General features: G+C 54.8%; 14 protein-coding genes. 10 read left to right on the forward strand and 4 right to left on the reverse strand.

Annotated elements, in window-relative coordinates:
- The first annotated feature begins 203 nt into the window (after positions 1-203).
- The 7 genes from OHL22_RS19445 (at position 204) to OHL22_RS19475 (ending at position 6832) form a co-directional block, all read left to right on the forward strand.
- Positions 204-1721, forward strand: a complete 1518-nt coding sequence (locus tag OHL22_RS19445) for a GGDEF domain-containing protein (protein WP_263341140.1) — start codon at positions 204-206, stop codon at positions 1719-1721.
- Between the two features lie 164 nt (positions 1722-1885).
- Positions 1886-2500 (forward strand): hypothetical protein, encoded by a 615-nt coding sequence (locus tag OHL22_RS19450; RefSeq protein ID WP_263341141.1) that lies wholly within the window; start codon positions 1886-1888, stop codon positions 2498-2500.
- Between the two features lie 656 nt (positions 2501-3156).
- Positions 3157-3591 (forward strand): 50S ribosomal protein L13, encoded by a 435-nt coding sequence (rplM, locus tag OHL22_RS19455; RefSeq protein ID WP_263341142.1) that lies wholly within the window; start codon positions 3157-3159, stop codon positions 3589-3591.
- A 105-nt stretch (positions 3592-3696) separates the two neighbouring features.
- Positions 3697-4092 carry a 30S ribosomal protein S9 gene (gene rpsI, locus OHL22_RS19460; protein ID WP_263341144.1) on the forward strand — a complete coding sequence of 132 codons (396 nt, stop codon included), beginning with the start codon at positions 3697-3699 and terminating at the stop codon, positions 4090-4092.
- A gap of 155 nt (positions 4093-4247) precedes the next feature.
- Complete coding sequence (rpsB, locus tag OHL22_RS19465) at positions 4248-5120, forward strand: 30S ribosomal protein S2 (protein WP_263341145.1); 873 nt, start codon at positions 4248-4250, stop codon at positions 5118-5120.
- 233 nt (positions 5121-5353) lie between these two features.
- Complete coding sequence (gene tsf, locus OHL22_RS19470; protein WP_263341146.1) at positions 5354-6010, forward strand: translation elongation factor Ts; 657 nt, start codon at positions 5354-5356, stop codon at positions 6008-6010.
- A 336-nt stretch (positions 6011-6346) separates the two neighbouring features.
- Positions 6347-6832, forward strand: coding sequence for a hypothetical protein (locus tag OHL22_RS19475; RefSeq protein ID WP_263341147.1), 486 nt, complete (start codon positions 6347-6349; stop codon positions 6830-6832).
- Positions 6833-6836: 4 nt separating this feature from the next.
- Here OHL22_RS19475 and OHL22_RS19480 read toward each other — a convergent pair whose 3' ends face one another.
- Positions 6837-8333 (reverse strand): oligosaccharide flippase family protein, encoded by a 1497-nt coding sequence (locus OHL22_RS19480; protein WP_263341149.1) that lies wholly within the window; start codon positions 8331-8333, stop codon positions 6837-6839.
- A gap of 202 nt (positions 8334-8535) precedes the next feature.
- On the opposite strand from OHL22_RS19480, the gene OHL22_RS19485 reads away from it, so the two are divergent.
- Positions 8536-9117: a KdsC family phosphatase gene (locus OHL22_RS19485; protein ID WP_263341150.1), complete on the forward strand. Its 582-nt coding sequence runs from the start codon at positions 8536-8538 to the stop codon at positions 9115-9117.
- 16 nt (positions 9118-9133) lie between these two features.
- On the opposite strand, the gene OHL22_RS19490 is transcribed toward OHL22_RS19485, so the two are convergent.
- The 3 genes from OHL22_RS19490 to OHL22_RS19500 are packed head-to-tail and all read right to left on the reverse strand — an operon-like array spanning position 9134 to position 12294.
- Positions 9134-10516, reverse strand: a complete 1383-nt coding sequence (locus tag OHL22_RS19490) for a lipopolysaccharide biosynthesis protein (protein ID WP_263341151.1) — start codon at positions 10514-10516, stop codon at positions 9134-9136.
- A complete protein-coding gene (locus OHL22_RS19495) occupies positions 10513-11508 on the reverse strand; it encodes an alpha-1,2-fucosyltransferase (protein WP_263341152.1) in 996 nt (331 codons plus the stop codon). The genes OHL22_RS19490 and OHL22_RS19495 overlap by 4 nt, the downstream gene beginning before the upstream one ends.
- Positions 11509-11517: 9 nt before the next feature.
- On the reverse strand, positions 11518-12294 hold the full coding sequence (locus OHL22_RS19500; protein WP_263341153.1) for a DUF268 domain-containing protein: 777 nt from the start codon (positions 12292-12294) through the stop codon (positions 11518-11520).
- 50 nt (positions 12295-12344) lie between these two features.
- Here OHL22_RS19500 and OHL22_RS19505 point away from each other — a divergent pair, with 50 nt between their 5' ends.
- Both OHL22_RS19505 and OHL22_RS19510 read left to right on the forward strand, forming a co-directional pair.
- Entirely contained in the window at positions 12345-13409 is a 1065-nt protein-coding gene (locus tag OHL22_RS19505) for a glycosyltransferase family 2 protein (protein ID WP_263341154.1), read from the forward strand.
- A 17-nt stretch (positions 13410-13426) separates the two neighbouring features.
- Positions 13427-15886 (forward strand): ABC transporter permease, encoded by a 2460-nt coding sequence (locus OHL22_RS19510; protein WP_263341155.1) that lies wholly within the window; start codon positions 13427-13429, stop codon positions 15884-15886.
- The last annotated feature ends 18 nt before the right edge of the window (positions 15887-15904 follow it).

Below are 15904 nucleotides of genomic sequence, written 5' to 3' on the forward strand. Positions count from 1 at the left end.
CGCTCAATCGTTTGCGCAAAGCCTCCAGATTGCCCCATCCCCTGTGCAGTTCTTTCCCTGAAAAGGCGAATCGTTTTACTTCCCAAGACAAAACGCTTTACTAAAATTTTCTATTTAACTTCCTAGAAAACCTTTTCTTTTCAATAGTTTACAGTTTGCACGAAATTTGCTTATGATTTGCCCTTCGATGGAGGGCATTTCATATGAACAAGCTGCAGACCTCTCCCGACTCCCAGGACCCAGACTCAACGGAACCATCCATCCTCAGCACCGCCGTCAGCTTTCTCTTCCCCGACAACTTCTGGAACTACTCCAGCATTCTCTTTCTTTGCTTTCTCGCCTGCTGGGGAGGCATCGCATTAGGTCAGACACCCGCCGAAGCCGACATCCTCTGGCCTGCCAACGGATTGCTTCTCGGTTTTCTTCTCCAACTACCCCGCCGCTACTGGTTCAGCTACCTGGTCAGCAGCGTACTGGCGAACATCGCCGCTCACGGATTCTTTCCCTTTTCCCTGCGCATGTCGCTGATCTTCTCGATCGCCAACACGGTGGAGATTCTCTTCGCAGCATATTTCCTCGCGAGAGAAAATAGCGAGCGCCTCGACCTCACTACCGTCTCGGATCTCAGGCGTTTCGCTGTCTTCGGAGTCATCCTCGCCCCTCTCGCGTCTACACTGACGGTCGCCACCCTCGATATCCTCTTTTCTTACCCAAGAGACCTGCGCGCTCTCTCCAATTGGTGCTTTGGCGAAATGCTCGGCATAGCGATCATGACCCCGCTCGTTCTCGCCATGGATAAGCACGAGATAGCCATCCTTTTCCACAAGGGCAAAAGAGGAGAAACCGTCGCCATCCTGGCCTCGTTTACCGCGCTCTCCGTGGCTATCTTCGCGCAGAGTGGTTTCCCAATCGTCTTCGTCCTGCTTCCAGCGCTGCTTCTCGCTATCTTTCGCCTCGGCTGCTCAGGCTCTGCCATTGGAGTGTCCCTCATGGCTGTTCCGGCGGCTTACTTCACCTCCAGACAGAGTGGTCCATTCGCGCCGGTTCATCCATCGCAGCTCAACTACAGCATCTTTTACCTGCAAAGCTTCATCGGCATATCGCTCATCATGGTCTACGCCGTCTCAGCCGCCTTGGCTGACCGTGACCGCATTCATCAGGAGCTCACCGAAGCCTACCGCGAAGCCGATGCCATCGCCGCCCTCGATCACCTGACCAATCTGGCCAACCGACGTTCCTTCGACGAACATCTTGCACGCGAGTGGAAGCGCGCCACACGTGAAAGAGTAAGCCTGTCTGTCGTCCTCATTGATGTCGATCACTTCAAGCTCTACAACGACCGTTATGGTCATCTCGCCGGTGACGATTGCCTTAGAGAAGTCGGCACAATCCTCGCTGCAGCTCCCTTGCGCAATACCGATCTTGCCGCCCGCTTCGGAGGCGAAGAATTTGCTATTCTCCTGCCGCGTGCCGACTCCGAAGGAGCCGTATTGATTGCCGAACGCATCCGTCTCGCCATCTCCGATAAGCACATCCCACACATCTCGCATCCCGCTGGCATCGTCACCGTCAGCGCGGGAGTGGCGACCATACGTCCTACAGCGGATGTGGACCCGTCTTTGCTAATCCATCACGCGGACGAAGCCCTTTATTACGCCAAGAAAAACGGTCGCAATCAGGTGCAGTCCCGAAATTCGCTACCACTCGGTCTGTCCTTTTGATGGGCTCGAAAAAGAGGAATGCACCGGTACAATCGATTGCCCGGCTCCAGCCCCAGGAGTATCGTGAAAGCGTCTGTGGAAGGCGAAATATTTCCTGCAAGTTCCTTCCGCTCATCCGTTCTGGTCAAGAGCCACTCCGTAAGTGAGCAGTCCAGGAGGTCGTCATGAAGCGGTTCACGTGGTTAATCGCAATCACTTTCTCCGCATCCCTCGCATCCAACCCCGTCGCGGCGCAATCCACATCTGCTGCGCAACAGCCGGACAAGCTGGCGCCGCAACCAATGAACCTCACTGTTTGGAACACCCCATCTGATCAGGCCTCCGGTTGCCCTGTCTCCATGCACGCCAGCCAGATCGGCGGTGGCACGACCGTTACGGTCGACAATGACGGCCATCGCCATTCCATCTCTCGCGGACTCCATCTCTCACTTACCGACCCCCTACACTCGGCAAATATTGTTAGCGCAAACCTCACCGTTCACGGGCTCAACGGCAAACCCCACACCGTTCAGAGCGGCTCCGTCTTCCAGTTCAACGGCGCGGGAAAAAGCAATCCTTGGGAGATAACTCGCAATCTGACCGTCCAGTTCGGTCCGACTACATCCGCTCTGAGCAACGATCACAGCGCTGAAACCGAACTCTCCACCGCCGGCTTCGCCTCCGTCACCTGGATTCGCCTTGACTCACTAACTCTTTCCGACGGCACCATCTGGGTTCCAAACTCCGCCGTCGCCTGCCGCGCCGTCCCGGACCCATTCATGCTGGTCAACGCAAAGTAGCAGGGAACCGAGAGGCGCACATTTGAAATGAAGCATGCGACTGCTGTAGCGCTACAGCAAATCTCAGACTTGATTGCCAGAATTCGGATGCGCGAGGGGTTACAGGAGAAACGTCCCGGCGTTTTCTACCGTAAGTCCAAAGCTTTCCTACACTTCCACGAAGACCCCATGGGAATCTTTGCAGATCTGCGCACAGGCGAGGAGTTTGAAAGAGTTCCCGTAAACACGGAAAAAGAACATTCTGAGTTGCTATCGCAAATCGATCGAATTCTTGCCTCCGCGACGCGATCGTTGAAGCGCTGATTTCATTGACTCCCCATAAAAATTCGGTTATTCTGAAGTCCTTGTGCGGTGTTGCGTTTGCCGGTCTGTGCGTCATTCCCTCCGGATCGTATTGAAGCTGGAATAGAAGTATAGGCACAACGCAAGCCCACCTCCTGGATTCCGGTTCTGTCGGTCGTATTTTGCCGGTCCAGCGATGGTCAAGAAGCCCCTATAGGGCTCTCACGCGAACAAGTGTTGTTTGGTCGTGGGCATTCAATTTCGCCTGAGCCGTTTGGCATGGGCAAATTGCGCAGGTTTTGAGAAGTTTCCCCGGACGGTTCCGGCCGTTCCGTGGGGTCTGCAGTTTGAAGGGTTTTGAAAGCGGGAGCGAGATGTCGACTTATATTCCGAGCGCCAAAGAGATCGAGCGCAAGTGGTACGTGGTGGATGCGACGGGCAAGACCCTCGGACGCCTGGCCACCCAGGCCGCCAACATTCTGAGCGGCAAGAACAACCCCAAGTATGTGCCCTATATTGATACGGGCGATCACGTCATCGTGATCAACGCTGAGAAGGTTCGCCTCACCGGCCTCAAGTCGCAGGCTAAGGTCTATCGCCGCTACACCGGTTTCCCCGGCGGTCTGCGCGAAGAGTCCTTCACCCGCCTGCTTGAGCGCCGTCCCGACAAGATCATCGAAGAGGCTGTCAAGGGCATGCTGCCCAAGAACAAGATGGGCCGCCAGATGGGCACCAAGCTCAAGGTTTACCGCGGAGACAAGCATCCGCACCAGGCGCAGATGCCGGAAGTTTTGGAAATTCAGGCGTAATAGAGCCGCTAGCCGCTAGCTTCTAGCCGCTGGCTTAAGACAAATTTTGAAGGGCGCAGGCTTTTAGCTAGAGGCTAGGAGCTGGAAGCTAGGAGCTAATAAGGAATGGCAGAGCAGGTTCAGTACTACGGAACGGGACGCCGCAAGTCGGCGATCGCCCGCGTCTTTCTGCGCCCCGGTACGGGCGAGTTCAAGGTCAACGGCAAGGGCTATGAAGAGTATTTCGTGACCGCCGAGCAGCGCGCGGCCGCCAAACGCTCCCTCGCTCTTACCGAGACCCTCTCGACCTTCGACGTTATCACCACCGTCAGCGGTGGCGGCGTCTCGGCCCAGGCCGACGCAGTCAAGATGGGCGCGGCCCGCGCTCTCGTCATCTTCAACCCCGAGCTGCGCAAGCTGCTCAAGAGCGAAAACCTTCTGACCCGCGACGCTCGTCAGAAGGAGCGCAAGAAGTACGGACAGCGCGGCGCACGTGCCCGCTTCCAGTTCAGCAAGCGCTAGTACCTTCCGAGCGTGGGGTGGGAGTCTTTTCACACTCGCACTTCACACTCACACTAGCCGCTTAGGAATCAAATCTCCTGCCACTCCAACTGGGGTGGCGGGCATCAATCCGGACCAGGCGAACGCCAGCCCGGATGCAACGCAAAGGAGCCCCATTGGCCACCATCACCATGAAGGAGCTGCTCGAAGCTGGAGTTCACTTCGGGCATCAAACCAAGCGCTGGAATCCTCGCATGAAAGAGTACATCTTCGGCGAGCGCAATGGCATTTACATCATCGACCTGCAGAAGACGCTCAAGATGTTCAAGGACGCGTCCAAGTACGTCACCGATCTCTGCGCCTCAGGCAAGACCATCCTTTTCGTTGGCACCAAGCGCCAGGCTCAGGATGCAGTCGCCGAAGAAGCCAACCGCGCAGGCATGCCGTATATCAACCAGCGCTGGCTGGGCGGTCTGCTCACCAACTGGGTCACGGTGCAGAAATCGGTCAAGCGCCTCCAGGAACTCGATGACATGGCCACCGATGGCCGCTACGAACTGTTGACCAAGAAGGAAGTTATCCGCCTCGAGCGCGAGCGCAAGCACCTTCAGGCTAACCTCGCCGGCATCAAGACCATGAAGCGTCTTCCCGATGCGATCTTCGTCATCGACTCCAACAACGAAGCCATCGCCGTCAAGGAAGCCCGCAAGCTCGGCATTCCGGTCGTAGCTGTCGTTGACACCAACTGTGACCCGACCGTTGTCGACTATGTGATCCCCGGCAACGACGATGCCCTCCGCGCCATCCGCCTCTTCACATCGAAGATCGCTGACTCGGCAGTCGAAGGTGTCAACCTCGTCGGCGACAAACAGTTTGAAGCAGAGCCAGAAGCAGAGCCGGAAGTTCAGCTCTCCACCATCGACGTCGGCAGCGAAGAAGGCGCCGAAGAGGTAGATCTCGAAGCGGCTCTTGGCGGCGGCATTCGCAAGGCTCCTGGCGTTGTCTCGGCACTCGACGAAGAACGCGAGACGGCTGAAACGGCACTGTAATCTTCGGCGCGCAATGTGCGCGCACAATAGAAGAAGCGTGGCCGGTCACATCAGACGCGCCACGCTTTTCTTGTGTGCGGTCAAAGCGGACGAGGGTTGACAGTTGGCAGGCCGGGTTAGGTAGGCCAATGCTTTAGCCTTGACTTCTTGGCGGAAAACGAATCGGGGCTTCAGCCCCTAAGGCGAACTTTGTGGTCGCCTCGTACAATGGAACAAGACACAACGGAGTGGAGATGACAACGGTGAGTGCAAAAATTGACGCGAGTCTGGTAAAAGAGCTGCGCGAGAAGTCCGGCGCGCCTATGGGCGACTGCCTCAAGGCCCTGCAGGAGTCAAACGGCGATATTGAAGCGGCTTTCGTCGTGCTGCGCAAGCGCGGCATGGCTTCGGCCCAGAAGAAGGCCTCGCGTTCCACTAACGAGGGCGCGGTGGGCACCTACATTCACGCCGGCGGCAAAATCGGCGTCCTGCTCGAGCTCAACTGCGAGTCCGACTTCGTCGCCCGCACCGATGACTTCCAGGACCTCCTGAAGGACATCGCCATGCACATCGCCGCCAGCGATCCCCGCTACGTCCGTCCCGAAGACGTGACCCCCGAGGATCTCGAGCGCGAGAAGGAAATCTACAAGGCCCAGGCTCTCGCCTCCGGTAAGCCGGCCAACATCGTCGAGAAGATCGCCGAGGGCAAGATGGCCAAGTTCTATGAAGAGGTCTGCCTCCTCGATCAGCCCTTCATCAAGGAGCAGTCCATCTCCATCAAGGAGCTGATCGCCCAGAAGGTAGGCAAGCTCGGTGAAAACATCACCGTCCGCCGCTTCGCCCGCTTCAAGGTAGGCGACCCCAACTGGACCGTAGCCTCCACCAAGGTCGTTGAATCCGCAGCCGAATAATTACGGCAGCAAATAAAGCAAGGTTGAGGGCGCACCCAGAGGGAGTTATCTCTGGGTGCATTTTCGTTTTTGGGCTACTATACGTCGAGTATGCCTAAAGAACGGAAATCGCCGCAGGAGAAGAAGGCCCTCGAATACACGAAGGATCACTTTACGTTTGGATTCAATTCTTCGCGTGCCTTTCCGAGGGTCTGGAAGCAGAAGAAAACGCACATTAATCGCGAATATCGCCGTAAGAGCGGCGTACTCATAGCGCAGGCCAAGCCCGGAGTCGATTTAGAAAATGCAAAAACCGTTGCAGGCGAAATTACCACCGCTCATCTAAAGAACTCCGTCTTGCGTAAACAGCTCCATAAGGCAGGTACCGTCTCTGTTGGCGAGAAGATAAAGCTGAAGCTTACTCGGCGTAAGGAGACTGTTGGCCGACGCGCAAATAGTCATAAGCATTACGATCAGGAAGCCGCTCACGCAGTCCGCGTATTAACTGCACTTGAAGGTGAGAGATTAGCGGGTGTGATCCGGCAAGCAAGCCTGCTCTGCCAACCGGGAAATCATGAGGAGAGGTTTCGTCTAAGCCGGTCGAATGCTGATTTGAACCGCGCTCTCACGTTTCTGGTGAATGCTTGTTGGGGCAGCGCTCGCGAACGCGATGCTTTGCGACGCAATCAGCAGATCTGCGAAGCATTTGAAAGTTTGGTCGACAAAGCAAACCGTCTACTTAACCAGCCCAAACTCGATGCCCGACAGAAGATCGACGAGCAGAAGTTGTTCAAAAATAAATTAAGAGGATTGCGAAAGGATCGCGATGCACCGGCATCCTAAGCATTTAGGAATCAGCTCCTCGCATAGGCGTAACGGGCCATCCCGGCAGGCGTGACAGCTTACCTCGAAACGTGCTTCTCTCCTCACCCGTCAACCCCACAAACCACGCTATGCCCAGGCTCGCGGCAGCCCCCAAAATCATCCACGGAATCCCCACCGGAAGCATCTCAAACTTCTTCCACATCGGAATCAGCAGAACCGCTGGCACAACGCACAGCAACGGACGAAAAATCCCCTGCATTAGAAATTTCCAGCGTGACATTGAAATCGACGGCTGCGTCAATCGCATGCTGAGTGCCACATGCAGGCCCACGCTGACAAACGCTCCTGTGAAAGTTCCAATCGCAACTCCAGCCGCTCCAATTCTCTGCACCAGCCAGATGCTGACCGTCACATTGACCAATGCTTCCGATACAGCAGCAATCGTCGCCAGATGTTGCTTTCCGACAGCAACAACTACCAGAGAGTAGGGATTCCCAAGCTGCCGGATCGCGTTACCAACCACCAGAAGCTGCAGGAACAACGCGCTGTGCATTGCGTAGTCCGAACCCACCCATAATTTCAGCAACGGATAGGCACCAAAGACCAGCAGCGTGCCAACCAGGCCAAGTAGCAACCCGCAATAACGTGTTGCCCGTATTGTCAAATTTCCAATTTGTTTTGCAGTCCATCCCGCCTGTAGTGAAGAGATGGCTGGCACAATTGGACCAAACATTCCACCAATGACTACTAGCATGAAATTTGTGGCGCTTGTTGCAATGCCGTAATAGCCGGTGTTTTTGTAGTCGTAATGCCCGACGATCAGGATATCCAGCCCGCTGACAAAGAGCGTCGCCACCATCCATACCGACAGCACTCCGCTGTATCGAGCCAGCTGCATTGCCATTTTGCGCTCTGCCTGCAATAGATGGAAGTCGACTCGGTCACTGGCATATTTCTTCCATCCCCAGAACTGCGCAAGTGCTGTCAGCACGTTAAATGCGCCTAGCGTCAGCGCCAGTTGTACCAGCGATCCATGCATAAGGATAAGTACGACCAAAGATGCGGAAGAGAGCCCCCTGCTGAGTAACGCCAACACAGTGGGAAACCCATACTGTTGCAGCCCCGTAAAGACCGCCAGAAATGCGCCGAAGGGTAATGCGAATACCGTTGACAGTCCCACCGCGAGAATACCGACGCGAACTTCTCCAATCAGCGATGCCGGCATCTGATGAAAGATCAGCGGCACTTGCCATGCCACCACCGCGATCGTGATCGCGCCAAGGGTCGCACTCATGCACAAAATCGCAAACGAACTACTCAACACTCGATTGCTTGAAATACGATCCCCGGCTGCATCGTATTCGGCGACAAACTTGCCGATCGCCGTCTGTAAGCCAAGTTCTAGTAGATTGATGTAGCTGCTGCATTGCAGTATCAGCACCCATGCGCTGTATTCCGATGGCGGCATGCGGTGCACAAGCAGCGGTGGCAGCACCAAAGCGACCAGCATCGAGAGCATCACTCTCGCCAAATTGGAAGCTGATCCCTTTAGAACCTTACGAGTGTGAGACACATGACACCTTATACCGAGGTTAACAGTGCATCGGAGAAGATCTGGATATAGAAGTTCAGACGAGAAATCCGCGCGGGACAAAAACACTACTTATCCCATACGCGGAATCTCCCGGCATTCGCGCGTTTCGGTGCAATATGATCCAGGTATGTCCGACATCGCTCTTGCCTCCCTCGCAACTCCTGACGTCCTAGCCCGTGCCCGCAAGATCAAGCTCTTCCTCATGGACATCGACGGCACTCTAACGGATGGCGGTGTCTGCCTCATCTCCTCTACAGCTTCCGATGGTACTGAGCCTGTCGTCACAGAAATGAAGGTCTTCAACGCCCAGGACGGTCAGGGTCTCTCACTCGCTCACACCATGGGTATTCAAACTGGCTTCATCACCGGCCGAAAATCTCCCGCTGTAGCCCAGCGCGCCAAAGAGCTTCGCGTCCCTTACGTATATCTGGGCCAGGCCAAGAAAACCCAGGCCTTCGAAGAATGCATGCGCCTCGCCGGAGTAACGGAAGAAGAAGTAGCCTATCTCGGCGATGACCTCCCCGACATTCCACTCGCCCAGCGCTCCGGCCTCGCCGTCTGCGTCGCCGACGGAGCACCCGAGCTCGCCGCCATCTGTCACTTCGTCACCCGCCGCGGTGGCGGCAAAGGCGCAGCCCGTGAAGTAGTCGAGCTCATTCTCAAAGCTCAGGGCCGCTGGGAAGAAGCCGTCCCTTATGCCTTGGCCTGAATAGCTACAATCTAACTCAGATTGCTCGCAGCTGCGTGGTTTCAACGTTTATGTCGGATTTGAAAAATCCAAGTAGCCCAACGTACCCGTGAGCAACGATGTAGCAGAAGCTGGATATCAGATTGAACATCACCGCTTCATGTGTCGTGCGAACGCCCACAATAAACAGAAATGAGATCTGAGCTGCCAGAAGGAGTCCGATCTCCACAGCCGTGCCGCTCCAAAACACCCACTTGCGTGATCTGTTCATAATCCAGATCAATCCTGCCAGATGAGAGATGCAAGCCGACATAACCACCCAGCCGATTTCGCCGGTGAGGCTCATGTACTTATTGCCTAGCAACCATAAAAAGGGCATTGGAAAGCGGAAAGCGATAAGAACCAATGGAATACAAATAACTACTGTGGCCGCAATAAAGCCAAGGTAGGCCGGTAGCACTTGAGCTTTTTCGCGACGAGCCATGTACGGTTCTATCACCATGATGTTAAATGTCATCAGCATCGTAAAAATCTGTCCCAGTCGTCCAAGCGCAGCTACCTCGGCAATGTTCGTCGTGCCACCAAAGATGCTTACTAGAAACAACGAGATCTGTGCTTGAAACGCAGAAAATGCAATCGCCGGTATAGCCGGTAATATGTAACGCAGTACTTCCCGATTTGTTTCTCTGTCATTTGTGTTAGGCCATTCCATAAACGGCGCAGCTTCGCGCTTGAGCACAACGCCATTGACAGTGATGATCAACGCACTCAATCCCGCCGCTACGAAGGAGCCTAGTAGTCCAAACGTGTATAGCACCAGATAGGACAGCACTCTCAAGAGCGCGGTGATCGTTTGTGGGACGTAATATTCCTTTAATCGGCGAAATAAAAAGAGTGGCGCTGAAAAACACGAAACTCGCCCGCTCGAATGGAGGGTAAGGAGTACTGAAGAAGCCAATCCAATTTGTAGCCACCAATTCCACTGGTGCTTGTGCATTACGTACAGAAATCCGGCGCAGGTAAACGGAGCGAAAACCCAAAAGGAAAGGTCCCTCCAATACTTCGCAGCACGTACATAACGTCCCACTAATGCTTTGTCTTCGCGCTTCTCGCCAACCAGCGGAACAATCGTGCTCGTAAAGCCCAGATCCATAAGGCTCATCAGTGTTAGCTGGAAGCCATAAGCAAGGCTGAATTGTGCATAGGCTTCGATGCTCAACCAGCGCAGTAGCATGAATCCCGTTAGCACCTGCACGCCTAATTGCGCTCCATGCCCTAAAAAAAAGCTGCTTAGAAGGTGAATTACACGTCGTTTGCGTGAACTGCTATTTGAAGTTTTAGGTCGGGAATTCGCAACAGCATCATCCACGGCTGCACTTCGATCTTTTCTCCGCCAGCCGCTAGTGATTCGTCCCGTCATAGGCCAGAAGCCTGTTCTCGTACTCGAACAGGAACAGAGATCTCCGAGACTTCGGAATGATCGAGAAGTATCCAATCTGGTGGAAATAGATCAGGATGGTAGCTGGATGAGGTCAGGTGCCAGTACTTCGGGGCTACGACAATCTTGTCATGGCGTCTATTGAGCCAAGCTCCCCACCAGGAAAACGTGCTGTTCGCAATAACATGATGACGGCACATAGACATCAGGCGCAGATCCTCGTGCGCAGTAGCATCGGAATTGTGATCTACAAATTCAATATTGTTATCGTCAGATAGATGTTTTCTAGCGAACTTCATATCGTCCGAAAAAACAAAGAAGGTGGGACTATTCAACTGGCTTCGGAAAAAATTCATCGATCGATGATAGTAGCTCAGAGGTAGGGCGATATTTCCCTCTGCGGCCAATGTGTAATCCCCTCTCCGAATGTGAAGAGAGATTGGCCAATTGGCCCGCTGAATCCGGTCTGATATTTCGGCATTCTTCCCAGTCATGGGTACCCGAAACTCAAATTCAGATCTCAATTCCTTCTCCACTTGCATTGCGTAGTGATAAGACTGCCAATAGCCTGCCAGATAAGCGATTTTTGTGCCCTTTTCGATGCGAAGCTCAGGCTGAAAATCGTACCGGTGGGAAAATTCTTCTTTAACTACCTGAACTCCAAGTGCCCTTTTGAGGATTTCGTTAATACGCGAGGTTCTCTCTGATAACATCAGCCGATCTAGCCAGTTAAGTGTTCGGCTATGAGATTGAATAGAGAAATTGGACAGCAGAAATGGTCGTGCATAGCCATGCGAAACCGAACCCCTTAAATCAACTGCGACATGCAGAGATGCGTTCTCACGTTTTGCGAAATAACGGCCAGCAGCGTACTGGAACAACTGGTTGCCAAGACCGCTAATTTGTCTCAAGATAATTTGCATTTTGTTCTGTCTGATTTGATGCCGATTCTGCCCCGGTCTTCGCACCGTCATGCAATTTGCTCAGTCATTGTCAGGCTTAGTGAATTCGAATAAACCGCAGGCGTAATCACTCTCTGGTATGGCTAGTGGGTTGGCGTCGCTGTGTAGTAGGCCGTCATCTCCAATGAAAGAAAAGGAAACCAGCTTCAGGCCAGTAAAATTTTGTAGCACTGTTAGTGGTGCAAAAATTCGATGTGCATTGAACTCCACCCGCTCTCGCCCGATAGGAACAGAGAAATATAATCGCCCCCCGGGAGATAAGACCCTTTGGAGTGTCTTCATGAACCGAAAGCAAGCTTGAGGGTCGATAGGATCACCATATCTTCCCAAGCCAAAATGTTCGGCTACGTGCAGGCTGGACATCGAGTCGATACTGTCATTGTCAACATGATTTAACTCAGTAGCGTCATCCTGAACAAAAGTAAGGCCTGGAATATCGCATTCCAAGGATCTGATATCGATCACAGTTACAGATCGAAATGTGAGCAGGTGCGCAATAAATCCATCGATCCTCGAACCAATATCAACGTGTTTCTTCGGATTTCGCTCAAAGATTTTTTGGGCAGCCCAAAGATCTTGGCGAAAGTAATGATCCTGGACAATCCCAGCGCTGGCGTCGCGATCCGTCAGAATGGGGAAGAGACTTGCTACGCTGATACGAAACCCCCGCGGAGGGTTCATTTTTCCATACTGAACGATATCCCTGATATATCCGGGAAGCCTTATGAAAGCTCGCATGAATACACCCGGACGAAATCCGCTGATATAGGCCTGCTTGTGACGAAGAGAAAATTTCATATAGAGGAGACAGCGCCGCTGAAACACGTTGTATCGGAAACGGTCAAGGCTTGTCGGCGCTCCTGGCATTTGTTTTCAGAAGGCCACATGGCATCGCAAAGCTGATTATAATCGTCTTGTTGGGTCAGTTTAGATCTAGAGACTACGATTTTGTGGCCGACGGTGTGACAACAGAAAACAGATCCATCGGCATTATTATCCCCACGTGCAATCGGTCCTCTGCGCTTGTTTCCTGCCTTCAACATCTTGAAAGACAATCGTGCTCAGATTTTGAAGTTGTTGTCGTTGATGATGGTTCCACGGATGACACCCTCGAACGGCTCGATGAATATCGCAAAAATTCACCTTTGCAACTTCGTGTGATTCGTCAGGAGAACTCAGGTCCAGCGCGTGCTAGAAATCAGGCAATCGCTCAGCTTCGTTCACCAATTTGTCTGATGATCGGCGATGATATCTTCGCTTCTCCCGAATTCGTCCACTCACATCTAATCGCGCATGAGAAGAAACCTCAAAAGCAGCTCGCCGTTGTTGGGCTTACGCGCTGGAGTGATTCAGGCCAGACGGTCACTCCTTTCATGCGCTGGCTTGAGGACAGTGGCGTGCAATTTTCCTATAAAGATCTGCTGGAGGGCGCAAAACCCGATTGGAAACATTTCTACACAAGCAATCTTTCGGTGAAAACCGAGTTGTTGCGAGAGTTTCCTTTCAATGAATCATTTCGTAAAGCCGCAGCCGAAGATATTGAGTTGGGCTATCGCATTCATCGGTCATGCGGATTGGAAGTTGAGTTTCAACCAGAAGCTCTTGCTCATCATCTGCATCCAACGGATTTTAGACAGGCTTGCAGGCGCAACATCACCGTAGGAGCGTCCATGCGGCTCTTTGATGAGTTGTGGCCGGATGCTTGGCCTGCTAATCGATCTTTGTTTTCTCCTGCGAGACGTTTGGTGCGCGACCTCTTTGTAAAAAATCCGAGACTGCTTCAGATCTTAACGACGCTGGCGGAAACCGCGACGTCGCTCCACTGCCCCAATCCGCTGATGCGCAACGCACTCATTTGCTATTACAGGTTGGGATATGTTGGAGGCAGTGAAGTAGCCGCGCAAAGCATATAGACCAGTCAGGAGCATCCGTGGCCTTTCAAAGCACCGAAGTATTCCAAGCCCTCCGCATCTTCCGCCGCAATCCCGGCTTCTCCGCCGTTACCGTAGCCGTCCTCGCCCTCGGCATCGGCGCGGCCACGGCTATCTTCACTGTTTTCAGCGCGCTCATGCTCCGTCCGCTCGCGTTGCCGCACCCAGAACAGCTCGTCGAGCTATCCGGCATCTACCGCAATCACGCACGCATCGTCATCAGCTACCCCATGTACCAGCAGCTCACTCAGAGCCAGCAGGTCTTCTCTTCACTCACCGGCTGGAGCGCCGGCAACACCGATAACGTCGACATCAACGGCAAGCTCATGCTCGCCGATGTCCGCGTCGTCACCGGCAACTACTACACAACGCTCGGTGAACATCCCTACCTCGGCCGCCTCATCTCCGCATCCGACCAGCAGGGAACTCAAGGCCTCCCCGTCGCCGTCATCAGCTACGAGTTCTGGCATCGCCGCTTCGCCGCCAGCACCAGCGCCATCGGCAAGAGCATTCACATCGAAGGCAAGCTCTTCACCATCGTCGGCGTAGCCCATCCTTTTTCCTCCGGCGTCTCCATCGGCAACGTGCCTGACATCGTAGTTCCAGCCGGCTCCAGCGCGTCCTATGATCTCTCCAGCCGCGGCCTCCTCTGGATCAATGCCACCGGACGCCTTCGCCCAGGCGTCACACTCGCCCAGGCCCGCATCCAGATCGAATCCTTCTGGCCGCGTCTCGTCGAAGCCACCGTCCCCACCCAAATCGTCGGCCCGCGCCGTCAGGCATTTCTCTCCATGGGCCTGCGTCTCGACCCTGCCTCCAACGGCATCAACGTCGATCTCCGCGAAACCATGCAGCGCCCCTTGCGCCTTCTTCTTGGCATGGTCGGCCTCATCCTGCTTGTCGTCTGCATCAACCTCGCCAGTCTCACCCTCGCCCGAGCCAGTGCACGCCGCCATGAGGTCTGCACCCGCATCGCTCTCGGAGCCACGCCATGGCAAGCCGTTCGCCAATCCGTCTATGAGAGCCTTATCCTCGCCGCCACCGGCGCAGTCATCGGTCTGGCTCTCGCGTATGAAGGCAGCCATCTGCTCGTGGCACTCATGATCCGTGGCGCACAATCCAGCGTATTGCTCGACCTCCATCCCGACTGGCGCATCCTCGCCTTCTGCGCTCTCGCCGCCCTCGCCACCGGAGCCATCATCGGCCTCGTTCCCGCCTGGCGTCTCTCTCGCGAACACCCCGCCGAAGTTCTCCACGCTGGTCGTGGCACCCTCGGCACCGGAGCAGGCTGGCTTGGCAAGCTGCTCATCATCTCTCAGATCGCCATTTCGCTAGTTCTGCTGCAAGGCGCGGGCCTCTTCCTCCGCAGCCTCTCCGCTCTCGAACACTTCCAGCCCGGCTTCGCGCGCAACAACCTCACTGAGCTGGAGCTTGCGCCGCAACCCGAATCAGCCAAATCCCCAGAACCCCCAAGCTATCGCCGCGAACTAGCCGAAGCCATCACCAGCCACGCAGAAGTTTCCTCGGCAGCCTTCTCCTCGCTGCCCATCCCCGCCAATGGACGAGGCTGGAAAGAAGCCGTTCTCGATGCCAATGACGCCAGCGCCAAAGGCGGTGTGCAGGCCACCTTGGACGACATTTCGCCCAACTATTTCCAGACCCTCCAGATTCCCCTCGTCGCAGGCCGCGACTTCACATTGCAAGACGACGCCAAACATCCGCGCGTCGTCATCCTCGATGAGCAAATCGCGCAACAACTCTTTCCCAACACCGATCCCATCGGAAAGTTCGTCCGTTTCGGCGTGCAACCCGACCTGCAGCATCTTCAGGTAGTCGGGGTAGCCCAAAACGCCCGCCTCATCGACATCCGCGATGCCAATTCTCCCGTGATCTTTGAGTCCGCTCTTCAAACCGGAGTAGATGCAGGCGGCGCGCAGCTTCTCCTCCGAGGCAGTGAAACCGCAGCCACGCAAAAGGCCATCGAAGACACCGTTCAGTCCTTCGGTCGCGAATACGTATCAAGCATCCGCACCTTCGAGCAACGCAATGAAGATTCACTCATCCTCGAGCAGATGACCGCAAAGCTCTCCAGCTTTTTCGCTGCCATAGCCCTGCTTGTCGCGGCTGCAGGACTCTTCGGCCTTATGTCCTACGCCGTCACTCTCCGCACCCGCGAAATCGGCGTGCGCATGGCCCTCGGCTCATCCCGCACTGGCATCCTTCGCCTCATCCTCCGCCAGTCGCTGCTGCTCACCCTCTTCGGCATCGCACTCGGCATCCCCTGCGCACTCTTTGCAGGCCGTTTCATCGCGCATATGCTCTTCGGTCTCTCCGCATCCGACCCCATCACGCTCATCCTCGCTTCGCTTACCCTCATCGCTGCAGGCCTGCTCGCCGGCTATCTGCCCGCGCGCCGCGGCACCCACATCGACCCCATCACCGCCCTCCGCCAGGAATAACGGCTGCTCTTACTTTTC

Origin of the sequence: Acidicapsa dinghuensis (assembly GCF_025685685.1) — a bacterium.
In the GTDB taxonomy this organism is placed as follows: domain Bacteria; phylum Acidobacteriota; class Terriglobia; order Terriglobales; family Acidobacteriaceae; genus Acidicapsa; species Acidicapsa dinghuensis.